Consider the following 25,939-nt stretch of genomic DNA (forward strand, 5'->3'; position numbering starts at 1 on the left):
CTGAATCTTCTTGTATGGTAGTTGATGGAAATCAAAGATGTCATACCAATTGCGTGCGATGGTTTACCTCACCAAAACATTCTGTTTGAGAATGATTTATCAGTCATCATAAAAATGAGAGACACCATGGAAAACACGCTTTTAAACGCCAGGGCAACGCTTCCTTCTTACGATCGCAGCAAGCTGGTTTCTCGCATCGTTCATCTCGGTTTTGGGGCTTTCCACCGCGCCCATCAGGCGGTTTACGCTGATATCCTTGCCGCCGAACACGGCAGCGACTGGGGCTATACCGAAGTGAACCTCATTGGCGGTGAGCAGCAAATTGCCGATTTGCAACAGCAGGACCTGCTCTATACGGTGGCTGAAATGTCCGCCGATGCCTGGACCGCGCGCGTCGTCGGCGTGGTGAAGCAGGCGATGCATGCGCAGGTCGACGGCCTGGAAAGCGTGTTGGCAAAAATGTGCGAACCGCAGGTGGCGATTGTCTCGCTGACCATCACCGAAAAAGGCTACTGCCACTCTCCGGCCACCGGCCAGCTGCAGCTCGATAACCCGCTGATTGCCGCCGATCTGCAAACTCCACACCAGCCGAAATCGGCTCCGGGCGTGGTGGTAGAAGCGCTGGCGCGCCGTCGCGCCGCCGGTCTGCCGGCTTTCAGCGTCATGTCCTGCGATAATATGCCGGAAAACGGCCACGTAATGCGCAACGTAGTTTGTGCGTATGCCCGCGCAGTTGATGACGAACTGGCGCAGTGGATTGAACAGAACGTGACGTTCCCTTCCACAATGGTCGACCGCATCGTTCCGGCCGTGACCGCAGATACGCTGGATAAAATTGAACAACTCACCGGGGTGCGCGACCCGGCCGGTGTGGCCTGTGAACCGTTCCGCCAGTGGGTTATCGAAGATAACTTCGTGGCTGGTCGTCCGCAGTGGGAGAAAGCCGGGGCGGAGCTGGTCACTGACGTCGTGCCGTTTGAAGAGATGAAGCTGCGAATGCTCAACGGCAGCCATTCGTTCCTCGCTTATCTGGGCTATCTCGCCGGTTATCAGCATATCAATGATTGCATGCAGGATGATAACTACCGCCGCGCCGCGCAGGCGTTAATGTTGCAAGAGCAAGCGCCGACGCTGAGTGTACAGGGCGTGGATCTGGCGCGTTATGCTGGTTTGCTCATTGAGCGTTATAGTAATCCGGCGCTTAAGCATCGCACCTGGCAGATTGCGATGGACGGAAGCCAGAAGCTCCCGCAGCGTATGTTGGACTCCGTTCGCTGGCACCTGGCGCATCACAGTGATTTCAGCCTGCTGGCGCTGGGTATTGCCGGCTGGATGCGCTACGTGAGCGGCGTCGATGATCAGGGGCAGGCAATTGAAATCAGCGATCCGCTGCTGCCGATAATTCAACAGACGGTGCAGGGCAGTAAAGAGGGTAGCGAGCGCGTGCAGGCGCTACTAGGTATTAAGGCCATTTTCGGCGATAGCCTGCCGCAGGAACCGCGTTTTGTCGATGCGGTGACGGCGGCGTATCTCTCTTTACAGATTCACGGCGCGAAGGCGACCGTTGCCGAATGGGCTAAAGGCCAGTAAAAACGTCCGACGATGAATAGCCCGGCAACGTATTGCGTGCTGGGCTATTTTTGTATTAGCAATACGATTATCTTGTGATATTCCCCGCCTGTACATAACTCTAAATATCTATAATTAATTATATATTGTTGAAGTTTATTTTTATTACTGAAGTATTTATTTGGGTGATTGATCGTATTCCCATACGTTTAAATATGGCAGAATAAAATCACCCCAACGGTTTCTTCAGGACTAAGGAGCTCAGGCTATGTACAAAAAAATACTGTTGCCGGTCGATGTTTTTGAAATGGATTTAAGCGATAAGGCCGTTCGTCACGCGGATTTTTTAGCATCTGCCGAAGAGGGTGAAATCACGTTGCTGAACGTGCTGCCAAACAGCACCAGTTCCCTGCTGCGCGGCTTCACGGCGGATATTCGTAAATTTGAAGCCTTCATGAAAGAGGAGTCGGAAAAGAAAATGCGCGATCTCTCGCGGTTGTTTTCAATCCCGGCGACGCGGATCCATACCCGCATTGTTTTTGGCAATGTGCGCGATGAAATATTAGCGCTGAGCGAAAAAGAGAATTTTGACGTTATCGTTATTGGCTCTCGCAAACCGGGTATTTCAACCCATCTTCTTGGTTCAAACGCCGAATCCGTTTTACGCTATGCCAAAGTTCCGGTGTTAGTGGTGCGGTAATCTATTTTACGGCAGCTGACGCAACGTTGGCTGCCGTTTATCCCATTATTCTTCGCTGAACCACTCGCTATTTTCCTGACGAATCAACAATACCGACTCGCTAATTTCATGTAGATGGATATTCATCGCCTGTTCGACGGCATCAAGATCGCGTTTTTCCAGCGCTTTAAAGATATCGAGATGTTGACGCAGCAGCATATCCGGCGGGGTCACGTGATCGAGACTCATATAGCGCACCCGGTCGATGGTTGCTTTGATATTTTCAATGGTGTCCCACGCCAGCTGGCAGTCGGCGATAAGGGACAATTTCTGGTGAAATTCGTCATCGAGCTGGAAAAAATCATTGAGCTGCTGACGCTCTACCGCCACCCGCTGCTGATTGAGGTTTTGCTCCAGCTGATAGAGCTGTTCATCGTTTATCATCGATCCCGCGCGGCGCACTACCGCGCACTCAATGGCCTGGCGCACGAAACAGCCGTTACGCACCTGGGCCATCGAGATTTTATTCACATAGCTGCCGCGCTGTGGGCGGATCTGAATCAGCCCGTTTTCCGCCAATTTGATAAAGGCTTCGCGTACCGGCTGGCGGGAGACATCAAATCGCACCGACACCTCTTTCTCCGACAGCGGGGTTCCCGGCGGGATCAGGCAATGGACAATATCCCGGCGAAGGATGCGATAGATTTGCTGATTGACGGGCTGGGTCGGATTCAGTTGCGTTTCTGCGGCCATTGATGATTACTTTTTAATGGGTTATGAGCATTATTTTACTCGTTTTTTGCCGTTCCGCCCAGACCTGGCCCGCAGGCCAGGCCGCAGAGGACGTTAGCCCTGACGATGGACGCTGAGACCGGCAAAGCTCTGGCTGACCGGCATCATTTCCAGCGTGTTAATGTTGACATGTTTCGGCAGATTCGCGACCCACCACACCGCTTCGGTGACATCTTCCGGCGTCAGCGCCTGGGTGTTCTCATAAGTTTTACCGGCTTTCGCATCGTCGCCTTTAAAACGCACGTTGGAGAACTCGGTGCCGCCTACCAGGCCCGGCTCGACATCGGTGACGCGAATCGCGGTACCGTGCAAATCGGTGCGCAGATTCAGGCTGAACTGGCGCACGAACGCTTTGGTCGCGCCGTAGACGTTACCGCCAGCGTAGGGCCAACTGCCGGCGGTCGAACCGATATTAATAATATGGCCGCGATTACGCTCAACCATCCCCGGCAGCACCGCGCGGGTCATGTACACCAGGCCTTTATTATTGGTATCGATCATGTCTTCCCAATCTTCAACGCTGGCGCGATGGGCGGGTTCCAGACCTAACGCCAGGCCGGCGTTATTCACCAGAACATCGATAGCCTGCCACTGTGCAGGCAACCCGGCGATCATCTCTTCGATGGCGGCGCGATTACGCACGTCGAGTTGCGCGGTATACAGGTTATCGCCAAGCTCCTCTTTGAGCGACTTCAGGCGCTCTTCACGACGCCCGGTGGCGATAACTTTGTGGCCATTAGCGATAAAACGACGAGTAATACTTTCGCCAAATCCAGCAGTTGCACCAGTCACCAGAATAATCATCTTACTGTTCCTCAACGCTTTTTGTGTTGTCATAACATAGCACGCGATAACGCCGCGCGGTAAAGGAAAATCGTATCGTCATCTGTTGGTATAACGCGCTGGCAGGATAAATCATTGCGGCCAATCAATGAGTTGCCTAATCTTAGTGGATACCCGCGTTCAGGAGAGAATGATGTCGGACAATAACCCCTTTTTACACGTCAGCCTGCTGCCGTACCAGGCGCCGCATTTTGATTTGATTGAAGATAGTCATTATCGCCCGGCTTTTGATGAGGGCGTACGGCGCCAGCGCGAGGAGATTGCGGCGATAATCAATAACCCGGCGCCGGCGGATTTTGACAATACCCTGGTTGCGTTGGAACAGAGCGGCCAACTATTAGGCCGGGTAACCCGAGTCTTTTTCGCCATGGCCGGGGCGAATACCAATCCGCTGATACAGCAACTGGACGAACAATTCTCAGCCGAGCTCGCCGAGCTTGGCAACGATATCTGGCTCAACGAGGCGCTATACCAGCGTGTTAAACAGGTCTGGCAGCAGCGCGACGCCCTGAGTCTGGATCCGGAGTCGCGTCGTCTGCTCGAGGTGAGCTGGCAGCGTTTTCAGCTGGCGGGAGCCGCGTTGGCGCAAGAGCAGAAAACTGCGCTAAAAGCGTTGAATACCGAGGAAGCGTCACTGCAAAGTCAGTTCCAGCAGCGTCTGCTGGCGGCGGTGAAGTCCGGCGGTCTGGTCGTTGATTATCAACACCAGCTTGACGGACTGGCCGCGGATGAGATTGCCGCCGCCGCCGATGCCGCGCGCGACAAAGGCCTGCACGACCGTTGGCTGCTGGCGCTGACCAATACCACCCAGCAACCGGCGCTGCAGGCACTTGCCGATCGCCAGACCCGGCGCAATTTGTTCGCCGCGGGCTGGACGCGTAACCAGAAGGGCGATGCCAACGACACCCGTGAACTGGTTTTGCGGCTGGCGGAAATCCGCGCGCGTAAGGCTGAATTGCTGGGCGTCGCCGATTACGCGAGCTGGTCGATGGCCGACCAGATGGCGAAAACGCCGTCTGAGGCGCTTGCCTTTATGCGCCGCATCGCGCCTGCGGCCCGCCGCCGCGCCGAACAGGAGCTTGCCGACATCCAGCGAGTTATTGATGAAGAGGGCGGCGATTTTCAGGCTGCGGCCTGGGACTGGTTATATTACGGCGAGCAGGTGCGGCGCGCTAAATTCGCCATCGATGAAGCGCAGCTAAAACCCTATTTCGCTCTGGACCGGGTGCTGGAAGATGGCGTTTTCTGGACCGCCTCCCAGCTGTTTGGCATCCGCTTTGTCGAACGTTTTGATATTCCGCTTTACCATCCCGATGTGCGGGTATGGGAAATCTTTGATGCCAACGGCGAAGGCATGGCGCTGTTTTACGGCGATTATTTCTCGCGTGACAGCAAAAGCGGCGGCGCCTGGATGGACGTGTTCGTCGAGCAATCGACGCTGCGTGCCCAGCGTCCGGTCATTTACAACGTTTGCAACTACCAGAAACCAAAAGCCGGCGGCTGCGCGCTGCTATCGTGGGATGACGTCATCACGCTGTTCCACGAATTTGGCCATGCGCTGCACGGCCTGTTCGCTAACCAGCGCTATGCGAGCCTTTCTGGCACCAATACGCCGCGCGATTTCGTCGAGTTTCCGTCGCAGATTTATGAACATTGGGCCCGCGAGCCGCTGGTCTTCGCCCATTATGCGAAGCACTACCAGACCGGCGACGCTATGCCGGACGATCTGCGCGACAGCATGTTCCGCGCCTCAACGTTCAATAAGGGTTATGACATGAGCGAACTGCTGGCGGCGGCGCTGCTGGACATGCGCTGGCACAGCGTCACCCCGCAGGCGCTGCCGCAGGATGTCGATGCTTTTGAACAGCAATCGCTGCGCGAGGAGCAGATGGATCTGGCGGCGGTTCCGCCGCGCTATCGCAGCAGCTATTTCTCACATATTTTCGGCGGCGGTTATGCGGCGGGCTACTATGCCTATCTGTGGACGCAAATGCTCGCCGACGACGGTTATCAGTGGTTTGTCGAGCAGGGGGGATTAACCCGGGAAAACGGTCAACGTTTCCGCGAGGCGATCTTATCGCGCGGTAACAGCAGCGATCTCGACGCGCTGTATCGCGACTGGCGCGGGCACGATCCGCTGATCGAGCCGATGTTGAAAAATCGCGGCTTGTAGATACTGTGCGACCCGTCGCCGCCAGGGTTTTCCCCGGAGGCGACGCTTTGCGCCTTGTACGGGCTATCAAAACGCACGGCATGCCACTGTAACCAATGTACATTTTGCGACCATTCTCAATGCCAGGCGCAACAAATAAGAGTTGTTAAGATTCACAATTCCACTTTTTTCCTTCATCATTTGTCGGCCTTTACTACTAATAATGCGTGCTTACAAAGTGCAATTTGTTTTTTTTTATATTCCAGGCCGCTATGAACTATAAAAAAGTACTTACGACGATGTTTTTTCCTGCGGCGCTTGGGCGTGGCCTGGGATTTGTTCAATGACATTTTTGACCCCACTCGGGAGGAACACAGTGCACCCGTTAATTAAGGTCATGCTGGTAGGCGGCAAAGCAGATGGTCTGCTGGTCAGCGTCGCCGACACCGCGACGGAAGTTTCCGTCACCCCTGCGCAGTACGGCGCGCCATCCGGGCTGCCGCTGAACTACCGGGTGGTGTCGCAGGTTATTGATAATGAACGTCTGTTTTTTGGCGTATTTAGTGATTCACATCTGGATGCCGATAAGCTCGCCAGAGTCGCGCTAACGCGTGGGATGAAAAAATCGCTCAGTTGAGCGTCGGCGCGCCTGAGGAATGGCATGATTAACCGTATTCGTATTAACAACTTCCGTTCAGTCAGAGAGATTGAACTGGAACTGGGGCCGCTGAACATTGTGTTCGGCCCTAACGGTTGCGGAAAATCGAATATCTACAAAGCGATCCATCTGTTAACCGCCTCGGCTGACGGCCAGTTTTCCAGCTATGTCAGCGAGGAGGGCGGACTGGAGAATATCATGTGGTCGGGAAAGCAGGCGCCAACCGATCGCCATCCGCGGCGTCTGCAAATCGCCTGCCTGACCGATGAATTTGAATATGAATTGCAGGTCGGATTTCCGGAAAAACTGCCGTATCCGACGCAATTCATGCTCGATCCGATCGTTAAAGAAGAGAATATCTGGCTGTCGGGCTTTAACCGCCGGCCGTCGTCGCGTGTACTGCAGCGGAAAAACCAGGCGGCGTTCCTGGTCGACGTCAACGGTGAAAAAAGTACCTTCACCGATACTATTTACGAAAACGAGTCTATTTTCGGCCAGCTAGGCGAGCCGCATCGTTTCCCGGAAGTGTCGCGCGTGCGGGAGACCATGCGCCGCTGGCGTTTTTACCATGAGTTTGCCATCGGCAGGCTTTCACCGCTACGCCAGCCGACGGTCGGCTATCGTTCGCCGGTGCTCGATAGCGATGGCGGCAATCTGGCGGCGGCCTTTCAGACTATCGTCGAAATCGGCGCTGAGGAGTTGCTGCATGAAATCCTCGGCGAAGCGTTTCCCGACTGTACCTTTTTCTGCGAGAACGAAAACTCGCGTTTCGTGATGAAGATGCGCCGGGAGGGGATTTATCGGCCTCTGCTGGCGGCGGAGATGTCTGACGGCACCCTGCGTTTTTTGTGCCTGGCGGTGGCTTTGCTCAGCCCACGGCCGCCGGCGTTTCTCGCCATTAATGAGCCGGAAAACAGCCTGCATCGCCAGATGTTCCCGGCGCTGGCGCGACTGATTGTCGAGGCATCACGCTATAGCCAGATCTGGCTCACCAGCCATTCGGCTGAACTGGCGCAATTGATCTCGGCGCGAGCGGAGTGCCGCCTCTACGAACTGGAAAACAACGGTGGGCAAACGCAAATTAAAGCGGCGTTGCCGTCATCCCTGACGGAACGTTAATCTCTCAGGCCGCGTTGTTATACTCTGCCGCGGGTAGCAGCGTCTTACCGCCTTTTAAGGTAAACAGCGATATCAGGGTAAAGCTCAGGGTGATTGAGCCGAGGATAAGGTAGGCCTGGTGAAAACCCACGGTGTCGTACATCCTCCCGACCCAGGCCGAAAGCACTACGCCGGAAAGCTGTTTCGACAGGTTAAAGCCGATTAAAAATAGGGTGGCGGAAAGCTTAGGGTTAAATGCGGAAGATATATATTTGAAGGTCCCGACCAGCAGGAACGGTAATTCAAACATGTGCAGCATTTTTAAAATGACCACTTCCACCGCCGAAGTCGCAAATGAAGATCCGAGAATGCGCATCGACATAATTATGCCGGCCGTCAGCAGGGCGTTTTTCGCACCGATACGGTTAATAATTGCCGGGGCGCAGAACATAATCATCGCGTTGAGTAATTCACCGCCGGTGGTGACAAAGCCGAAGACCTCGGTCCCGCGCTGCGGCGTGGCGAAAAAGCCTTTAAAAAAGTTTGCGAACTGCTGGTCGAAAACGTCATACACGCTGGCGACGCCCACCACATAAATAATAAATCCCCAGAAGCGCGGCATTCGCAGCAGTTCGGCCGCCGTACGTAGAGAAAAGGCCTGGCGGTTGGCGCCGATGGCGTCAATAACCTGCGCGCTGCTGCTGGCTTCCGGACGCGATAGCCATAACAACACGCCAAGCACCAGCGCAAAACCGGAGGCTATCCAGAAGGTAATATTCGGGTCGATGCCGAATAAGATACCGGTAATTGACGCGCAAAGCGCCCAGCCGACGCAGCCCGAGACGCGCACTTTGCCATATTCAAAACGGTTGGCGCGGCTGACGCGTTCAATATAGGCCTCGACAGCGCCAGAACCGCTGGAAAATACCACGCCTAAATAAACGCCCCCCACCAGAGCGCCGGCGATAATGTTTATTTGCAGCAGCGGCGAGAAGACAAAAATAAAGAACGGGGCGAATAAAATAAGCAGTACGGTAATGGTCCACAGCAGATGTTTACGCAGCCCGAGCTTATCGGAAATCAGGCCAAACACCGGTTGGAAAATTATCGCGAACAGCGAAATGGAGGAGAAAACAATCCCTGTTTCGGTTTTCGTTAAATGGTTTACTTCCGCCAGCCACACCGGAAAAAAGGGAAAGTAAGCCGACATAATGAAATAGTAAAAGAAAAAGAACAGCATGAAATAGATAAAATTGTGCCGTTCGCGGGGCGTGAGTTCAGAGAGTTTCATATCTTATTATACCTGTGCGGTGGGGGCCGAAGCCCCCGTTATTATTGACAATGAAGCGAAACCTGATAGCGCCATTGGGCCTCGAGCAGCAGCCACTGTGGCAGAACGCTTGGTGTCCAGGAATCATCGCCGCCCACGCCCATATGCTGGCCATCGAGCGTGATCCAGACGCCTTTTTCCGGCGCCATGCGATGCCAGTGATCGGTCGTCATCAGCTGTTCCGTACTGTACGACTGCACCGAAAAGTGGAACTGGCCTGCGACGTGCCAGCGTCCCCAGTCCATCGCTTTGCAATCGCAGCGCAGACCGTTTTCGCTGGGGAAGATATAGGGCGTGCTCATCTCGCGCAGCGGCTGTTGCCAGCGTGAAAAACAGGCGCTACTTTTGCGATCCGGATAGTTTTCGTGCGGCCCTAATCCCAACCAGCTGACCTCAGCGTGCTGATCGGCGACCTGGAAGCGCAGCCCGACGCGCGCCAGCGGCGGTAACGTTGCGGCTCGTTCGCCATCAACGGTGAGCTGGAGCTTGCCGTCGGCGGTGAAGGTCATGCGCCAGTGGCTGGCAATGACCGTCTCTTCGCCGTGCAGATAGTGCCAGTAACTATCAACTATCACCTCCCGCGCCAGCTGTTGCGCCTCGCATTTCACACAGCGGGTCGTCAACTGGTACAGACCGGCGCTCTTCCAGCGCTCGACCCAGGCGTTCGGATCGATACGTTCGACTTCGCTGACGCCAATATCATTGTCCAGCGGCGCACGGACAAACTGATCCTCCAGCGGCGTCAGCAGCTGCTGTTCTCCCGCGCAATACCATTCGCTTAAACGTCCGCTTTGGCGATCGATAACCCAGCGCTGGGATCCGACGCTGACCTGATAGAGCGTGGGCTCAATCGTCAGGACGGGCGCCGGGCCTTCGGCGGAGGTCTCAGCTAGCGCCAGCGGCGCGGCAAGCGTTAGCTGCTGCCAGGCGACGCGATGACCGGGCTCAGACCATGACGTCGCCTGCGGCTGGATCACTTCGAGCTGCAGCCAGACATCGCGGGCGCCGCGCGTCAGGGACAGGCTGTCGCTAAGGGTGAATTCCGCCCGTTCTTGCGGCGCCAGCGTCAGCGCTAAGTCGCCGCTGGCTATCGTTTCTCCGGCGCACTCTACGCGCCAGCGCAGCGTTTCGTTATCGGTGGCGCGGAACAGGTATTCGCTGGTGATAGCAATCCGCAGCGGATTTTGTTCGAGCAAGGCGAATTGGAAATACTGTTGCGCATGTTTGGCCTCGATAAGCGAAGGATGGGCGCGCCGGTCGGGGAATACCAGGCCATTCATGCAGAACTGCCGGTCGTTAGGCTTATCGCCGAAATCGCCGCCATAGGCCCAGCCGACGCTACCATCCGGGAATGTTTTCTCGATTGCCTGGTCGGCCCAATCCCAGATAAAACCGCCCTGCAGGCGTGGATAGTCGCGGAAGGCTTGCCAGTAATCGGCGAAATTGCCCAGGCTATTGCCCATCGCGTGGGCGTATTCGCAGAGGATCAACGGACGCTGTTCGCCAGGCATCCCGATCCACTTTTTGATCGACCATTTGGGCACCGCCGGGAAGGGCTGGTCGCGCTCGACGCGGGCGTACATCGGGCAGATAATATCGGTGGCGCTGCTGTCGGCGCCGCCGCCTTCATACTGTACCGGCCTCGAAGGATCGTTGTGCTTCAACCATTGGTACATGGCCTGATGGTTGTCGCCGCAGCCGGACTCATTACCCAGCGACCAGATAATGATCGAGGGATGGTTGCGGTTGCTTTGGACCATACGGGTGACGCGCGCGCTGTAAGCGGCAAGCCAGGTCGGATCGTCAGACAGCCGATTCATCGGCACCATGCCGTGAGTTTCGATATTGGCTTCGTCTACCACGTACAGGCCGTAGCGGTTGCATAGCTCGTACCAGCGCGGGGCGTTGGGGTAGTGCGAACAGCGCACGGCGTTGAAATTGTTCTGCTTCATCAGCAGAATGTCCTGCATCATATCCTCTTCGTTGACCACCTGGCCGCGCTGATGATGATGTTCGTGGCGGTTGACGCCGCGAATCAGCAGCGGCTTGCCATTGAGTAACAGTAGCCCGTCACGGATTTCGACCTGGCGAAAACCCATGTCCCAGGCTTCCGCTTCCAGCAACGTCTCGCCGCGCCATAGCGACACCACCGCGCGGTAGCAATGCGGCTGCTCGGCGCTCCACAGTCGCGGGCGCTCGACGTCGAGATTGACGATTGCCCGCTCGCCGTAGCTGCCGCGTTCATCAACAATCGGCGTACCCAACGGCTGGCGCTGGCTGGCAATCCGTGTCTCGCCATCCCACAGCGCGACCTCCACTTCCAACGCCGCCAGCGCTTCAGGCGCGGCCTCGACGCTAAGTTTGACCTGCAATTGCGCGTCGCGATATAGAGCATCGAGCTGCGGGGTTAATTGCACATCGCTGAGGCGGGTCTGTGGTTTATGCAACAGCCAGACCGAACGGAAGATACCGCTCATGCGCCACATATCCTGATCTTCAAGCCAACTGCCCGCGCTCCAGCGCATCACCATCACGCACAGGCGGTTGGCGCCTGGCTGCAGATACGGGCTTAAATCAAAGGCGGCGGGCAGGCGGCTATCCTGGGAGTAGCCGACCCACTCGCCGTTGCACCACAGATGAAAGGCGGAGTTGACGCCATCAAAGATAATTTGCGTTTGCCCTTCGGCCCGCCACCCCTCATCGACGGTCAACTGTAACGAATAGCAGCCGGTAGGGTTGTCTTCGGGCACCCGCGGCGGCACGGTATCAATCGGATAGCGGACGTTGCTGTATATCGGCGCGTCATAACCCTCCATTTGCCAGTTTGAAGGCACCGGCGTCGGGCGGCTGTCGGGCAGGTCATGCAGTAGCCAGCTGGCATCCACCTGAAATGGACTGCGGGCATAGGAAAATTGCCATTCGCCGTCCAGTTGACGACGGCGGTCGGAAGGGCGGTTGTCGCGCGCCGCATCGGCATCGCGCCAGCTGGCAAAAGAGGGATGAGCGGGCAGTCGGTTGAGGTGAGTGATAGTCTGGTTCTGCCAGTCCTGGCGGGCCAGAACTTCGTGAAAAGCGGGGCCGCGAGCGGCGCCTGAATCATATCGTTGCATACGCATACCTGACGGATAATGGTAATAAATGTTATTCGCTAAACAATCTCATCGGGTTATCGGGTATTTTCCACAGACCCGCAATGTTGGCGAAAATGAAACCCATTCACGATCACGAATCACGGCGCAAATAGCAGATTTTTGTCGTAAGGAAGACATAAAATGTTAGCGTAAGACATTACGCCGTTTTCACTGACAGGAGTACGCGATGCAGCGCCGTTCAGCCACTTTAGAAGATGTCGCCCGCGAGGCGGGCGTATCGCAGCAGACGGTTTCGCGGGTGGTGAATAACCCGCAGATTGTGGCGCAGCGCACCCGTGAAAAGGTGCTGCGTGCGATGCAGACGCTGCACTATGTGCCTAACCGTTCGGCACAGCTATTGGCGGGCAAAGCGGCGGCATCGATAGGGCTTATCACCGCGTCGTTGACCTTACACGCGCCGTCGCAAATTGCCGCGGCGGTGAAACGGTATGCCGGTGAGCAGGGGCTGGAGGTCGCCATTGCCATGCCGGCGCAAAGTGATTATCCGGCGCTGCAGGCGCGGCTGGATGAGTTTCGCGCCCAGCATATTCGAGGCGCCATTATCAGCCTGCCGCTTGAGAGCAGCGTCGCCGAACGGCTGGCCGCGGAAAATACGGATATCGCCTGTCTGTTTCTCGATGTCTCGCCGGAGACGGATGTCTCCTGCGTGCGTTTCGATCATCGTGATGGCTGCGGCGCCTGCGTGCGCCACCTTTGGGAATTAGGACATCGCGAGTTCGGCCTGTTGGCCGGGCCGGAAAGCTCGGTGTCGGCGCGGATGCGCCTTGGCAGCTGGCGCGAGACGTTGCACCGGCTGGGGGTCAGTCAATCGATCACGGTATTCGGCGACTGGAGCGCCGCAAGCGGCTGGCAAAAAACCTTCGAGTTGCTGCATAAAAACCCGAAATTAAGCGCGATTGTGGTCGCCAACGATCAGATGGCGCTTGGGGTACTAAGCGCGCTGGCGCAGCTTAATCGACGCGGCAGCCAGGCGATTTCGGTGACCGGTTATGACGATACGGCCGATAGCCTTTACTTTCAGCCGCCGCTTACCACTGTCGCCCAGGATTTTGATCTGTTAGGCCGCCGGGCGGTGGAATTACTGATGCAGCAGATGGCGGCGCCGACCGGCCGCCTGCGCGAACTGCTGCCGGCGCGGCTGGTGGTACGCCAGTCGACGTGGCCGCTCGCGACGCAGGATAATACCGCGCCGCTGATCGCGGAACTTAAAGCGCTGGTGGAGAAGCTATGAGTACGTCTGCGGTTTAAGATTTATTGAACAAGGGCGTGCTAGCCTGCGAATCAGACGTAGGAAGTCCCGACGCTTTTCTACGAAAACGCTAAATACAATCTACGATCTATCCATGCAAGCATTTATTCACCGCCAGTCACATGGCGGTTTTTTTTTGCCCATTCGCTCCGGTCTCGTCGCTTGTCGATTTTATTATCTTCTGCTGGTTGCCGGTAATTTGCGCTGATAGCAGCGTAAACACGTTGTTTTTTATGGCGTAGGTCTCGGGTTTTCCGCGGGCTGTATTTTTTCAGGCAGCATAAAATGCTGATAGCTATTGGGATGGAAAAAACGGCCAGGGCTAACCATACTGATGACAATGTAACAGGAGGTGGTGCTCTCAATGAACGATGATTTTCAGGCGATTAAGAACGAATTTGCTAAGTATGCCGATACGGCGCAAGGGACCGCGGTGGCTTTCGCCATGTATGAAGATTTAGCCCGACGGCTGGCAAATTACTTCCACAACCTCGATCAGCTCAATAAACGCCGTTTTCTGCTGAAGCTGGAGGAGGGGGAACGCGAAATTGGTACCCAGGGCAGCTATGACTGGTATGGGGCGCTGACGCGCTTTTCATCTGCTGCTCATTAATCCCGCCACCCGATTTTTTCGCTTTATTGCAATGAGGTATTATGAAATTCCCAGGCGTACCGGAAAATGAAGAAGAAAGACTGAAATCGCTGTATCTGGCGGACCTGCTGGATACCCGTGATGATGAGCGTTTCGAACGCCTCACCCGGCTGGCTAAAAAAATTTTTCAGGTGCCGGTGGTACTCATCAGCCTGCTCGACCGTGAACGGCAGTGGCTGCTCGCCTGTCAGGGATTGGGGATTCGCCAGACCCGGCGCGATATCTCTTTTTGCGCCCACGCCATCTTGCAGGAAGGCGCCTTCATCGTTAACGATGCGGTCAATGACGATCGTTTTTATGATAACCCGCTGGTGACGGGCGAACCCTATATCCGCTTCTACGCGGGCTATCCTGTCCATCTGCCCGATGGCGCCGTGGCCGGCACGCTATGTCTGATTCATACCACGCCGCGCGATTTTAACGATGAAGAGATCGCCGTACTCAAGGATCTGGCGTATATCGTCGAGGATGAGTTCCAGGTGATTGGCATGGCGATGACCGACAGTCTGACCGGCATCGCTAACCGACGCGGCTTTTACCGCATCGGCGATAAACGTTTCCGTACGCTTACGAGTCACTCAACCCCGTTTAGCCTGGTCTTTTTTGATCTCGATAAATTCAAACCCATTAACGATCTGTGGGGGCATGCGGAAGGTGACGAGGTGCTAAAAACCTTTGCGGCGTTTCTGGCGCAACATCTGCTGCCAGGCGAGGTTGTCGGCCGTTTAGGCGGCGATGAGTTCGCCGCGATGATTACCCGCAACGGGCGTGCCGACACATTCTTGCAAAAGCTGCGTGAGAGTGTCGATCATTACAACCAGACGTCAGGAAAACCCTATAACATTAATTACTCTTACGGCGAGCTACAGAGCGATGTCTGCCGTTATCCGACGCTCGGGGATATGCTCAAACAAAGCGATGAAGTGATGTATTCGCGCAAGCGTAGAAAAACCTTATAAGCGGCAGTAAACAGGCGGTGGGGATGATGTGGCAGGCGTTCGAAGAAGTGACTTAAAGCAGAACGCCCCCTGGTGCAACAGCAGCAGGGGGCGCTTACGGGTGGGGATTATCGTCGTTCATCAGTCATCCCATTTGTGGCTTAGATACGCGGCCAGAAAACCAAAGAACAGGATTGTTCCCAGTACGGCCATAAAAATATGCATATTTCCCAGCATGGTCTACCTCCATTTTATTTATGCGCTAATGTTGTCCTCATTGAACAGGGTTTACGGTTGTTGAATAGATAGTATCCTGGTCAATCTAAACAAACGATTAACCAGAATGGCGTTATGTTATATGAAATAAATTAACGCATCAGATGGCGCGTTCGAGCACAAATAAATACGCTTCGCGCGACCAGAACAGGGCGCTGCGGCGGCGTTCGACCGCCATGGTTTTGACTTCCCAGCCCTGCTGCGTGTACTCAGTGAGGAACCGGCTCATTTTATCGGGATCGGCCTTGGCTTCGCCGAAAAACATACTGCCCAGCAGCCCCTCTTTATAGATAACGACGCGGCACTCTTTTTTCATCAGCTTAATCCTTGCAGGTGTAATTCAACGACGCGAATTATTGTCGCAGGCCATCTTAATATTACCACTGACCGGTGGAAAACTTTTTTCGATATTGCAGCGGGCTCACGGCGAATTGCTGGCGAAAGTGATGACGTAGCGTACTGGCATTAGCGAAACCGCAGATTTCGGCGATTCTGTCGATGCTGAGACGGCTATCGGTGAGCTGCTGGCGGGCACGAAGCAGGCGCTCATCGAGCAGCCAGCGGGCCGGTGATTTGCCGGTCGCCTGCTGAAAACGGCGCAAGAAAGTACGCGGGCTCATATCCATTCGCTGCGCCAGCGAGGCAAGGGTATGGCTCTCAGCGAGATGCTGATGCAGGTAATCAAACAGCTGGCCGAGGCGCTGGCTTTCACGCGCTGTCGCCACCGGGCGAATCACCTGCTGCGCTTGCCCACCGTCGCGGTGCGGCGACACCACCAGCCGCCGGGCGACGATATTCGCCGCTTCATGGCCGAAATCTTCACGCACCAGATGCAGACAGAGATCGATGCCCGCGGCGCTGCCGGCGGAGGTCATCAGCCGCGCATCGCCGACGTACAGCACGTCTTCCACCACCTCAATCAACGGAAAACGCTCCTGCAGCCGGGCAGTATAACGCCAATGGGTGGTGGCCTGCCGTCCATTGAGCAATCCGGCGGCGGCGAGCACAAATACACCGGAACAGATAGAGACGATTCTGCAGCCGCGCGCATACGCTGCCGCCAGCGACTGGCACAAAGCCTGAGGAACATCGCTTTCTATGCCTCGCCAGCCGGGTACGACGATGGTGTCCGCTTCATCAAGCAGCGCCAGTCCGCCATCGCTGACGATACGGATACCACCGGTGGCGCGAAGCTCGCCATCATCGACGGCGGCGACCGCGAACCGATACCAACTTTCGCCCATTTCCGGGCGCGGGAGGCCAAAAATCTCCACCGCCACGCCGAACTCAAAGGTACACAGGCCGTCATAGGCCAGAACGACGACTTTTGGTGGTGACAGTGTCACATTGTGGGTTGTCAGGATTTCAGCGTTTTCTGTCATCAATGGGGGCGGTGGTCCGGGTACGGTGGTGGTTAAAGTAGTGTTACCACAGACAAGGAGAATACGCCATGAGTGTTGTAAGCCAATTTACGCCAGCCGCCCCGGCCGATGCCGCTGCCTGGTTTGCCCATAAACTGAGTGTCGAAACCGACTGCGCGGATGTCCATCACGCCATGCAGCATGGCGAACAGGACTTTGTGCTGCTGCACGTCATCGGCAGTCAGGATGTTTTCGCCCGTCGCCACCTGCCTGGCGCGCTGCATCTGCCGCATCGCGAGATCAATGCCGCGCGAATGGCGCAGTGGCCCGCGGAAACGCTGTTTGTTGTCTATTGCGCCGGGCCGCACTGCAACGGCGCGGATATTGCCGCCTTAAAGCTGGCGCAGCTTGGCCGACCGGTAAAAATGATGCTCGGTGGACTGACCGGTTGGGCGGATGAGGGGTTCGCATTTAGCGTCAGCGAAACGAGCAACATGAAATAAATTCAATAGCCATGAATTTTTCTCGTTTGCTGATGCTCCCTCTGCATGACAGTATCTGGACATATAGACATCCAGAAGTCTAAAAATTCAAATAATGAATTATCACGGCGGGCAACTACCTGTCTGCCGTTAAGGAGAGAACATGCAACGTCACCAGGCCCCGTTCCGCGCAGATATCGTCGGCAGTTTTTTACGTCCTAACGCCATTAAGCAGGCGCGCCTGCAGCTGGCGGAAGGCAATATTGATGCCGGCCATCTGCGTGAAATTGAGAATGAAGCCATCCGCCAACTGGTTCAGCAGCAGTGCGATTGCGGCCTGCACGTGGTGACCGACGGTGAGTTCCGGCGCGCGTGGTGGCACTTCGACTTCTTCGACGGTCTGGAAGGCGTTGAACGTTACGATTCAGAGAAAGGTATTCAGTTCAACGGCGTACAGACTAAAGCGCACGGCGTACGCGTGACCGGTAAACTGGGCTTCGGCAACCATCCAATGCTGGAAGATTTCCGCTTTTTGAAAAGCGTCAGCGGTAATGCGCAGCCGAAAATGACCATCCCCAGCCCCAGCGTGCTGCACTTCCGCGGCGGGCGTAAAGATATCGATAGCACGGTATACCCGGACCTGGCCGAATACTTCGACGATCTCGCAACCACCTGGCGTGACGCGATCCGCGCTTTCTATGACGCTGGCTGCCGTTATCTGCAGCTTGATGATACCGTCTGGGCCTATTTATGTTCAGACGAACAACGCCAGCAGGTACGCGAGCGCGGTGACGATCCGGACGAACTGGCGCGTACCTATGCCCGGGTGCTGAATAAAGCGCTGGAAGGGAAACCACAGGATCTGACCGTTGGTCTGCACGTTTGTCGCGGAAACTTCCGTTCGACCTGGATTTCAGAAGGCGGCTACGAGCCCGTGGCGGAAATTCTCTTTGGCGGCGTCAATATCGATGCGTTCTTCCTCGAATATGATAACGATCGTTCCGGCGATTTTGCCCCGCTGCGTTTTATTCGTCCAGGTCATCAGCAGGTGGTACTGGGGCTGATTACCACCAAGAATGGCGAACTGGAAAACCCGGAAGGCGTGAAGGCGCGCCTGCAGGAGGCGGCGCAGTATGTGCCGCTGGAGCAGATTTGCCTCAGCCCGCAGTGCGGCTTTGCCTCCACCGAAGAGGGCAATTCGTTAAGCGAAGCCCAGCAGTGGGATAAAGTGCGGCTGGTCACAGGGATCGCCGCCCAGGTCTGGTAAGGAGATAGCCCGCTTTAAGCGGGCTTTTTCTATTTGCGCAGCAGGCGCTGTAGTCGCGCCTGTCGCCACTGGCGGATCCACCCGGCAAAGACAAACAGACGTAATCCCCGCAGCAGCAATAACGCGCCCCAGACGATCGCCACCCACACTGACCAGTAGACATCGGGTTGGGTAAAACGGTTAATCACCAGCAACAAAACGCAAACCGTGACCGCCACGCTCAGCGAGCGAAAAAAACGGCTCTCCTGATGCAGGCGGCTTTTCGCTTCTTCGATACGTAAATCGAGCGATGCTTCGTGACCGACGGGAGCATCGTCGCTGAGTTCGGCCACATTTATCTCAAACACTGCCGCCAGGGCGCTCAGGGTTTCTAACCCCGGACGATCGCCGTTTTCAATCCGTTGGATAGTGCGAACGCTGACGCCAGCCAGTTCGGCAAGCTGTTCCTGGGACCAGGCGCGCTGCAGACGTAATTGCTTTACTCGGGTGCTGCTGTTCATGATGTTAATCTCCGGATGGGAACCTGAGACCAGTGTGGTTTTTTAGCCTGCCGGGCGCCACGACGGGCACCTGACAGACAGGCGACAGCAACCCGACAGCCGTATGACGCCTGGGTTTACGCCTGTACGGTTTGCCAGGGACGCACGTTCATCCCGCGGAAAATCATCAGCCAGGCGGCGACTATCGCCAGCATTAAAATGAAGAATAGCGACCAGTGCGGCAGATGGGTAAGGATTATCCCCGTTAGCATCGGATTGAACGCCGCGCCTAACCAGCCTAACGACTGGGCGGAAAAATAGCTGGCTTTCATGCCGGGTGGGGCAATCTGATCGATCAACATATATTCTCCCGGTGCATAAATAACTTCGCCAAGGGTAAAGATAGCGGCGGAAACGCCCCACATCACCAGATTATTACCGGAGAGGATAAATCCGCCGAGTCCTACTACATAGCACAGGGTGCCGAAGGTCATCAGCGGGCGGATGTTTCGCGCCGAAAGCCGTCGCCCGACGGCATATTGCAAGGCGACGACCACCGCGGCGTTGACCGGCAGCACTACCGCGACCACCTTTTCCGCGAAGTCGCTGGTGCCTGCGGCCAGCACATACTGCGAAATGCAGGAGGCGAAAGCGCCGCCGACAAACGACGCCAGCAGGCCGGAAAAGGTAAACCACAGCAAGGCGCGGTCGCGCAAAAGCACCGACGGCGTCCACTGCGGCGCGGCGCCTTCCACGCAGGCGGCAGAGGTGCGCTCGACGAAGAGCTGGATAAACACCAGCGGAAAGGCGGCGCACAGCGCGGCCAGCCAGAAAGGCAGGTTAATGCTCTGCATCACCAACAGGGTGCCGATTGGCGGCCCAACGGTCCAGCCGATATTGAGGAAGGTATAGTTGAGCGAAAAGATGCGCGCTTTTTTCTCCGGCGTCAGCACGTCGGCAAACCAGGCTTTCAGCACGGTAGAAAAAACCGAATAAGCGCAGTTGATTAATGAGAAAAAGAACACCACCAGCGCCACGCTATTGACCGCGGGGATGGCGATAAATCCCGCGATAAACGCCGCGATGGCGATCAGCATATAGCGTTTTTTGTCGAACTTATCGGCAAGAATACCGAAGCCCATGCTGAAGATAACGCCGACGACCAGCGCGACGGAGAGCGCATAGCCGATGACATCGACTTCCAGCTGGAACCGACGGGTGAGATAAATCGTCATAAAAGGAAGCGTTGCGCCGCGGCCGATGGTTAACAGCAACGACGACGCCAACAGCGCTATCGTTGAGCGCCTGATGGTGGTTGTCATTTTTTCCTTGCCTGATGAAGTGTTTTATTTTTGTTGTGCCCGATCACAAATAGCATGCTAACTGAGCCTTGTATAGCGGGCTCCGTGTCGGAAAGTGCCTTCAGTACCTGCTAAAAATAATGATCTGTTCGAGCGGCGGGAATTTGGTTACTTTGACGTTGGTCATCGTTGACCAGAAAGACAGGGGCATCGTATGACGCGCAGAGATGGACTGCTGGCAATGCTGGTAGTGGTGGTGTGGGGGCTTAACTTTGTGGTGATTAAGCTCGGATTACACAATATGCCGCCGCTGATGCTGGCGGGGTTACGTTTTTTGCTGGTGGCGTTTCCGGCGCTGCTGTTCGTTGCGCGGCCCAAAATACCGCTGCGTCTGCTGCTGGGTTACGGCCTGACCATTAGTTTTGGCCAGTTCGCCTTTTTATTCTGCGCGATTAACCTCGGTATGCCAGCCGGGCTGGCATCTCTGGTGCTGCAGGCTCAGGCCTTTTTCACTATCGTGCTGGGCGCTTTTGTCTTTGGCGAGCGGTTACAGGGAAAGCAGGTCGCCGGTATCGCGCTGGCGATTTTTGGCGTACTGGTACTGGTTGAAGCCAGCCTCGGCGGCCAGCATGTGCCGCTGGTCGGCTTTATGCTGACTCTGGCGGCGGCGTTTAGCTGGGCCTGCGGCAACATTTTCAATAAGAAGATTATGTCTCAGCAACACAAGCCGCCGATTATGTCGCTGGTGGTGTGGAGCGCGTTGATTCCGGTGTTACCGTTCATGCTGGCGTCGAGTATTATTGATGGGCCGCAGGCGATGGCGGCAAGCCTGGTGAATATCGACGCGACGACCATGCTATCGCTCATGTATCTGGCGTTTGTCGCCACCATCGTTGGTTACGGCATCTGGGGGGCGCTACTCGGGCGTTATGAAACCTGGCGGGTAGCGCCGCTGTCGCTGTTGGTACCGGTGGTAGGGATGGCCAGCGCGGCTCTGCTGCTCGGCGAACGGCTCAATGGTCTGCAGCTGCTGGGGGCGGCGCTGATTATGGGCGGGCTCTATATTAACGTGTTTGGCCTGCGGCTTTTGCGTACCACGGCAGGGCGGGGATAAATCAAGCCCCGGTATGTGCCGGGGCTTGACGCTGTCGACCCTTTAATACTTGTTTTGGGCAGCAGATTTTGCCTGGGCTATTGCTCCGGCATTAAATATCGGTTGCTCATAATGATGGCTTACATCCCTTACGCGATATATCTTCCACTTACCATTTTCGCAGCGCATATATGCTTCAAGGTGTAAAACATCACCGTTTTCAATACCGATCCATACCGGAATAACCGTTCCCCCCATTAAAGCGCGGGCATGACCAATCTTAAGATTTGCTATCCAGGACGAATCATAATCCTGAACATAAGTAAAATAATCAGATCCGACAATCTCTTGCTCAGGAATAGCCTCGATATTACCAAGTCTGCTCAGAGTATCAGCCGAAATATATTCTTGCAGCTGATAATATTCATCATTACTGCTTGCCAGAAACTCCAGATACGATGAGTAAAACGCCTCAGCGCGGTTAGCCGGACTCTCTTGAGGATGGCCCACACACGCTGAGAGTAAAAATAGTATCATTAAGGGGAGAGCTCTCATTGATTCATCCTGTATACCTTGAACGCTGGCTGTAGACGACGATAGCCAGGACCTGGATACATGCTTCGTTGGGTGAAGTCGGATATCCACTGCTTGCCGTCATACATTGTCATGTGCCCGCTAGGGTTGCCCCCCGCATAAGGCTGAATCACTGCGACATCGCCGCGCAGTATCGTCGAACCCGGTGGCACTTCTTTAAATCCGGCGCGCAATAATATTGGCCCATAATCTTTGGCGTCGCGCGTGCGCTCAAGTTTAATTCCTCCGGCTTCTATAGCCTGGCGGATGTATTTTGCACATTCATAATGAGATTGCTTATGGGCATGCGAGCGGAGATGGGTAATAGACGTTTGCTTATTCCAAGCCACTTTTATTCTTCCCTGTATCAAATTTACAAACAGGGAATTAATACATAAATGACCGCGTCAGGATATCTGAAAATGCAAAAAAGCGAGCAAGACTAAAAAAGCTGATGCGCTAAGGAGTGGAGAACCCTCAGCACATCAGCCGAATCAATAATTATTGGTGAATGATATGGGCGTCAGTTGTAATACGGTACGCCCAGCTCATCCGATTTGTCATTGCCGGCAGCCATGTGATTAAAATCAAACGGCGAGTCGTTATGTTCGGAAGGGATAATCATCGCATCCCGGTTATTGTGGCGAACCGGAGTGGTGGTTTGCTCCGCATAACTCTGACCGGTGGCCAGCGCCATTAGCACGATGGCGGCGGTAGCGAATAATTTCATGATTTCCTCAATACGTCTTTTGCAGGCGATTAACAACAATAATTATTTAGCGGCATCAGGTAGCGGGATTCACCCGGAACGTTGGTGATGCGATATTTATGCGGCGGTACATCGAAATAGTTTTTAAACGTCCGCGTCAGCGTCTGCTGCGATTCAAAGCCGTAGCGCTCGGCCAGATACAAAATCGGCTCATTACTCTGCTTGAGTTTTTGCGCGATTTCCGTCAACTTGCGGCTGCGGATATACTGGCCCAGCGAGTGGCCGGTCTCTTTCTTGAACATTCTTTGCAGGTGCCATTTGGAGTAACCTGAGCGCTCCGAAACTTTCTCCAGCGACAATGGAGATTCCAGGTTCTCTTCGATCCACGACAAAATACTATGGATAGTGATGGCGTCGTTATTGCGTCTGGACATCATCTTACCTCTTCTTATTACGGCAGGACTTTCTTGAGCAGTTGCTCCAGCATGACCACTTCGTCTGCCGTTAGATTTTTTGTTAGTTCCTGGTGCAATTTTTGACCCACAACCTGATGACAGTGCTCACAAAGGGCTGCGCCTTCTGGAGTCAGTTGCACCAGAATGCCGCGCTTGTCATTGGGGTTGGGCAACCGTTCTATCCAGCCTTTGCAGACGAGTCTGTCGAGCATGCGCGTCATTGCGCCTGGATCGACCGACAGAACGGTCTTCAGCTCAACGGGTGTCGTACATACCTCGCAGCGAATGGAACAGAGCACCCGAAATTGGGTAGCGGTGATATCCATGGGTGAAAGGTAGTCGTTGAGCAGTCGATCTTTTTTCTGGTTAACCATCTGGATCAATCGGCCGAGAGGGATCATCTCGTTGAACAGATTGTTAGTGTTTTCCATGATAGTTGCCCAGGCAATTATTTAGTTGCGATGGATATTATTGCCGCGGCAATCATAAGTCAACATTATGAATTCGCCGATGCCACGATTTGCTAAAGATTGATAGTTTGATGGCGGTCACTTTTTTTCATTTTACTAACGCTTGTTATTTTTTATCGACGTGATTTTTTCAGTGGGTGTGGCATCTGAGTCGCTGCTGTCGATATACTCACGGGGTGAAACTGTACTGAAAAAATGATACTTAACGGGATGTTGACTCACTATGCTGGAACTCTTTAAAGCAATAGGGCTCGGTCTGGCGGTGATTTTACCGCTGGCGAACCCGCTCACCACCGTGGCGCTGTTCCTCGGCCTGGCGGGCAATATGAACAATGCCGAGCGTAACCGGCAATCGTTGATGGCATCGGTATATGTCTTTGCGATCCTGATGGTGGCGTGGTATGCCGGCCAGGTGGTCATGAATACCTTCGGCATTTCCATTCCCGGCCTGCGTATCGCCGGCGGTCTGATCGTAGCGTTTATTGGTTTTCGCATGCTGTTTCCGCAGCAGAAAGCCCATGATTCGATGGAAGCGAAAATCAAATCGGAAGAACTGCAGGATGAACCCACGGCGAATATCGCCTTCGTGCCGTTGGCGATGCCCAGTACCGCCGGGCCAGGCACCATCGCGATGATTATCAGCTCCGCCTCGACGGTAAAACACGGCGTTGATTTCCCGGAATGGGTCGTGCTGGCCGCGCCGCCGATTATTTTTGCGCTGGTGGGGATCATTCTGTGGGGCTGCCTGCGTAGCTCAGGGGCGATCATGCGACTGGTGGGCAAAGGCGGTATCGAGGCGATTTCCCGCCTGATGGGTTTTCTGCTGGTCTGTATGGGCGTGCAGTTCATCATTAACGGCGTGCTGGAAATTATCACCAACTATCACGCCTGATCGCGGTAACTTTCTGAAAGGCCCGGCGACGTGTCTGTTTCGGGCCTTTTGGGGATAGGATGTCGGCGCCGCGAGCGGCATTGACCGCCCGCGGCGTTATCATGAGTGATGCGCTTGTTGTTCATCCAGCGGCGAAGGCCAGCGGCGAAAAATCATCACTGCCCAGACCAGCGCTACCAGCGCCGGCACTGCGCCAACGTAGCCTATCGCCGACATTGACAGCTGCGTACTCACCTGGCTGCCGACCAGCGCGCCGGCGCCAATACCAATATTGAAAATCCCCGAAAACAGCGACATCGCGACATCGGTAGCATCCGAAGCCAGCGCCAGCACTTTCACCTGCATGCCGAGGCCGATGACCATAATCGCGATCCCCCAGAATACGCTGAGCAGCATGAGCTGATTGGCGTTCCTTGAGGCGGGTAGCAGCAACAGCAGGCATATCAGCAGCATGGCGATAGCGGTCGTAATCAGTCCGGAAGCATGTTGATTGCCCAGCTTGCCGAAGACAATACTGCCGATAATACCCGCGCCGCCGAGCACTAACAGCAGTAGGGTGGCGAAGTTACCGCTAAGGCCTGCGACGGTTTGAACGAAGGGTTCAATATAGCTGTACGCCGTGTAGTGGGCGGTTACCACGATAACCGTCAGCAGATAAATGCCGAGCAGCGCCGGACGGCGGAACAGCACCGGCAGGCTCTTCAGCGAACCGGAATGTTCGCTTGGCAGCGCCGGCAAGAGTTTCGCCAGGCACACCAGCGTCGCTAAAGCGCCAAGACCAATGGCCAGGAAGGTGGTACGCCAGCCGAAATATTGCCCGACGATACGGCCAATAGGAATGCCGAACACCATGGCCAGCGCGGTACCGGTGGCGATAAGACTTAGCGCCTGGGCGCGCTTGCCGGGAGGGGCCATACGGATAGCCAGCGCGGAGGTTATCGACCAGAACACCGCGTGGGCGAAGGCGATACCAATGCGGCTCACCACCAGCACCGTGAAGTTCCACGCGAAAAACGACAAGACGTGGCTGGCGATAAATAACACGAACAGGCCAATGAGCAGGCGACGGCGTTCCATCTGGCTGGTCAACAGCATGAACGGCAGCGACATCAATGCCACTACCCAGGCATAAATGGTCAGCATGATCCCGACCTGGGCCGTTTCCATGCCGAAGCTGTCGGCAATATCGGACAGCAAACCGACCGGGGCAAATTCCGTGGTATTAAAGATAAAAGCGGCAATTGCCAGCGTGACGACCCGCAGCCACGCGACTTTGCGTGAGACCGTATTTGTAAGCATAAATTCCGGGCTGGTAGTAATGAGAAGAAGAGGAGGCGATCTTAAAACGAATGCTGCTGAAAATACAATCACTTTGTGATCTGCGTCTCATTTTATGCTGACGTCTGTGCCTGCTAACAACTTAATTTTTCAGCTAATAGTGTGCATCCGCGCTTTCTGTGTCATGTTGA

27 protein-coding genes are annotated in these 25,939 nt (G+C 55.2%); 12 read left to right on the forward strand and 15 right to left on the reverse strand.

From position 1 onward, the window contains the following. The first annotated feature begins 126 nt into the window (after nt 1-126). Together ABLV17_RS22090 and ABLV17_RS22095 are read left to right on the forward strand one after the other, a co-directional pair. Nucleotides 127-1,590 carry a mannitol dehydrogenase family protein gene (locus ABLV17_RS22090; RefSeq protein WP_271032468.1) on the forward strand — a complete coding sequence of 488 codons (1,464 nt, stop codon included), beginning with the start codon at nt 127-129 and terminating at the stop codon, nt 1,588-1,590. A 247-nt stretch (nt 1,591-1,837) separates the two neighbouring features. Next, on the forward strand, nt 1,838-2,269 hold the full coding sequence (locus ABLV17_RS22095; protein ID WP_213316001.1) for a universal stress protein: 432 nt from the start codon (nt 1,838-1,840) through the stop codon (nt 2,267-2,269). A 45-nt stretch (nt 2,270-2,314) separates the two neighbouring features. Here the strand turns inward: ABLV17_RS22095 and ABLV17_RS22100 are convergent, their stop codons facing one another. Next, on the reverse strand, nt 2,315-3,001 hold the full coding sequence (locus tag ABLV17_RS22100) for a GntR family transcriptional regulator (protein ID WP_113373457.1): 687 nt from the start codon (nt 2,999-3,001) through the stop codon (nt 2,315-2,317). 93 nt (nt 3,002-3,094) lie between these two features. After that, nucleotides 3,095-3,844 (reverse strand): bifunctional NADP-dependent 3-hydroxy acid dehydrogenase/3-hydroxypropionate dehydrogenase YdfG, encoded by a 750-nt coding sequence (ydfG, locus tag ABLV17_RS22105; protein WP_308959061.1) that lies wholly within the window; start codon nt 3,842-3,844, stop codon nt 3,095-3,097. Nucleotides 3,845-4,016: 172 nt separating this feature from the next. On the opposite strand from ydfG, the gene dcp reads away from it, so the two are divergent. The 3 genes from dcp (at nt 4,017) to ABLV17_RS22120 (ending at nt 7,812) form a co-directional block, all read left to right on the forward strand. Beyond that, nucleotides 4,017-6,056, forward strand: a complete 2,040-nt coding sequence (gene dcp, locus ABLV17_RS22110) for a peptidyl-dipeptidase Dcp (protein ID WP_348854619.1) — start codon at nt 4,017-4,019, stop codon at nt 6,054-6,056. 355 nt (nt 6,057-6,411) lie between these two features. After that, nucleotides 6,412-6,672, forward strand: coding sequence for a hypothetical protein (locus ABLV17_RS22115; RefSeq protein WP_087860683.1), 261 nt, complete (start codon nt 6,412-6,414; stop codon nt 6,670-6,672). Between the two features lie 24 nt (nt 6,673-6,696). Beyond that, the gene (locus ABLV17_RS22120) at nt 6,697-7,812 is read left to right on the forward strand and encodes an AAA family ATPase (protein WP_087860684.1); all 1,116 of its coding nucleotides are present in this window, start codon (nt 6,697-6,699) and stop codon (nt 7,810-7,812) included. Nucleotides 7,813-7,816: 4 nt separating this feature from the next. On the opposite strand, the gene ABLV17_RS22125 is transcribed toward ABLV17_RS22120, so the two are convergent. Beyond that, the gene (locus ABLV17_RS22125) at nt 7,817-9,082 is read right to left on the reverse strand and encodes an MFS transporter (RefSeq protein WP_087860685.1); all 1,266 of its coding nucleotides are present in this window, start codon (nt 9,080-9,082) and stop codon (nt 7,817-7,819) included. Nucleotides 9,083-9,123: 41 nt separating this feature from the next. Next, nucleotides 9,124-12,231 carry a beta-galactosidase gene (locus ABLV17_RS22130; RefSeq protein ID WP_348854620.1) on the reverse strand — a complete coding sequence of 1,036 codons (3,108 nt, stop codon included), beginning with the start codon at nt 12,229-12,231 and terminating at the stop codon, nt 9,124-9,126. Between the two features lie 208 nt (nt 12,232-12,439). Between ABLV17_RS22130 and ABLV17_RS22135 the strand changes: the two genes are divergently transcribed. The 3 genes from ABLV17_RS22135 (at nt 12,440) to ABLV17_RS22145 (ending at nt 15,133) form a co-directional block, all read left to right on the forward strand. Further along, complete coding sequence (locus ABLV17_RS22135) at nt 12,440-13,504, forward strand: LacI family DNA-binding transcriptional regulator (RefSeq protein WP_047067385.1); 1,065 nt, start codon at nt 12,440-12,442, stop codon at nt 13,502-13,504. 382 nt (nt 13,505-13,886) lie between these two features. Next, nucleotides 13,887-14,135: a hypothetical protein gene (locus ABLV17_RS22140; RefSeq protein WP_087860688.1), complete on the forward strand. Its 249-nt coding sequence runs from the start codon at nt 13,887-13,889 to the stop codon at nt 14,133-14,135. A 41-nt stretch (nt 14,136-14,176) separates the two neighbouring features. Beyond that, complete coding sequence (locus ABLV17_RS22145) at nt 14,177-15,133, forward strand: sensor domain-containing diguanylate cyclase (RefSeq protein WP_308957930.1); 957 nt, start codon at nt 14,177-14,179, stop codon at nt 15,131-15,133. Nucleotides 15,134-15,253: 120 nt separating this feature from the next. On the opposite strand, the gene mgtS is transcribed toward ABLV17_RS22145, so the two are convergent. From mgtS to ftrA, 3 genes are all read right to left on the reverse strand, one after another. Continuing rightward, on the reverse strand, nt 15,254-15,349 hold the full coding sequence (gene mgtS, locus ABLV17_RS22150) for a protein MgtS (RefSeq protein ID WP_087860690.1): 96 nt from the start codon (nt 15,347-15,349) through the stop codon (nt 15,254-15,256). A gap of 139 nt (nt 15,350-15,488) precedes the next feature. Continuing rightward, a complete protein-coding gene (locus ABLV17_RS22155) occupies nt 15,489-15,704 on the reverse strand; it encodes a DUF4177 domain-containing protein (RefSeq protein WP_015366741.1) in 216 nt (71 codons plus the stop codon). A gap of 61 nt (nt 15,705-15,765) precedes the next feature. Further along, entirely contained in the window at nt 15,766-16,770 is a 1,005-nt protein-coding gene (gene ftrA, locus ABLV17_RS22160; RefSeq protein ID WP_113373450.1) for a transcriptional regulator FtrA, read from the reverse strand. Between the two features lie 68 nt (nt 16,771-16,838). On the opposite strand from ftrA, the gene ABLV17_RS22165 reads away from it, so the two are divergent. After that, nucleotides 16,839-17,252: a rhodanese-like domain-containing protein gene (locus tag ABLV17_RS22165; protein WP_113373449.1), complete on the forward strand. Its 414-nt coding sequence runs from the start codon at nt 16,839-16,841 to the stop codon at nt 17,250-17,252. Between the two features lie 142 nt (nt 17,253-17,394). Next, nucleotides 17,395-18,498: a cobalamin-independent methionine synthase II family protein gene (locus tag ABLV17_RS22170; protein WP_015366738.1), complete on the forward strand. Its 1,104-nt coding sequence runs from the start codon at nt 17,395-17,397 to the stop codon at nt 18,496-18,498. Between the two features lie 29 nt (nt 18,499-18,527). Here the strand turns inward: ABLV17_RS22170 and ABLV17_RS22175 are convergent, their stop codons facing one another. After that, nucleotides 18,528-18,998, reverse strand: coding sequence for a helix-turn-helix domain-containing protein (locus tag ABLV17_RS22175; RefSeq protein WP_087860693.1), 471 nt, complete (start codon nt 18,996-18,998; stop codon nt 18,528-18,530). Nucleotides 18,999-19,114: 116 nt separating this feature from the next. Beyond that, a complete protein-coding gene (ydeE, locus tag ABLV17_RS22180; RefSeq protein WP_308957935.1) occupies nt 19,115-20,299 on the reverse strand; it encodes an efflux MFS transporter YdeE in 1,185 nt (394 codons plus the stop codon). A gap of 193 nt (nt 20,300-20,492) precedes the next feature. Between ydeE and eamA the strand changes: the two genes are divergently transcribed. After that, complete coding sequence (gene eamA / locus ABLV17_RS22185; protein WP_308957936.1) at nt 20,493-21,392, forward strand: O-acetylserine/cysteine exporter; 900 nt, start codon at nt 20,493-20,495, stop codon at nt 21,390-21,392. Nucleotides 21,393-21,434: 42 nt separating this feature from the next. Here eamA and ABLV17_RS22190 read toward each other — a convergent pair whose 3' ends face one another. The 5 genes from ABLV17_RS22190 to marR all read right to left on the reverse strand — a co-directional run bounded on the left by ABLV17_RS22190 (nt 21,435) and on the right by marR (nt 23,539). Then, on the reverse strand, nt 21,435-21,926 hold the full coding sequence (locus ABLV17_RS22190) for a YbjP/YqhG family protein (protein ID WP_308957938.1): 492 nt from the start codon (nt 21,924-21,926) through the stop codon (nt 21,435-21,437). After that, on the reverse strand, nt 21,923-22,294 hold the full coding sequence (locus ABLV17_RS22195; RefSeq protein WP_087860697.1) for an NlpC/P60 family protein: 372 nt from the start codon (nt 22,292-22,294) through the stop codon (nt 21,923-21,925). Before ABLV17_RS22195 ends, ABLV17_RS22190 begins: the two co-directional genes overlap by 4 nt. Nucleotides 22,295-22,467: 173 nt before the next feature. Next, nucleotides 22,468-22,674, reverse strand: coding sequence for a multiple antibiotic resistance protein MarB (gene marB, locus ABLV17_RS22200; protein ID WP_087860698.1), 207 nt, complete (start codon nt 22,672-22,674; stop codon nt 22,468-22,470). Nucleotides 22,675-22,703: 29 nt separating this feature from the next. Further along, entirely contained in the window at nt 22,704-23,087 is a 384-nt protein-coding gene (gene marA / locus ABLV17_RS22205) for an MDR efflux pump AcrAB transcriptional activator MarA (protein WP_015366733.1), read from the reverse strand. Between the two features lie 17 nt (nt 23,088-23,104). Continuing rightward, nucleotides 23,105-23,539, reverse strand: coding sequence for a multiple antibiotic resistance transcriptional regulator MarR (gene marR / locus ABLV17_RS22210; RefSeq protein WP_015366732.1), 435 nt, complete (start codon nt 23,537-23,539; stop codon nt 23,105-23,107). A 262-nt stretch (nt 23,540-23,801) separates the two neighbouring features. Here marR and ABLV17_RS22215 point away from each other — a divergent pair, with 262 nt between their 5' ends. Beyond that, nucleotides 23,802-24,470, forward strand: coding sequence for a MarC family NAAT transporter (locus tag ABLV17_RS22215; protein ID WP_045394562.1), 669 nt, complete (start codon nt 23,802-23,804; stop codon nt 24,468-24,470). 99 nt (nt 24,471-24,569) lie between these two features. On the opposite strand, the gene ABLV17_RS22220 is transcribed toward ABLV17_RS22215, so the two are convergent. Further along, on the reverse strand, nt 24,570-25,769 hold the full coding sequence (locus ABLV17_RS22220) for a sugar transporter (RefSeq protein ID WP_213316010.1): 1,200 nt from the start codon (nt 25,767-25,769) through the stop codon (nt 24,570-24,572). Nucleotides 25,770-25,939 lie beyond the last annotated feature (170 nt).

Source organism: Klebsiella sp. CN_Kp091 (assembly GCF_040065095.1).
In the GTDB taxonomy this organism is placed as follows: domain Bacteria; phylum Pseudomonadota; class Gammaproteobacteria; order Enterobacterales; family Enterobacteriaceae; genus Klebsiella; species Klebsiella aerogenes.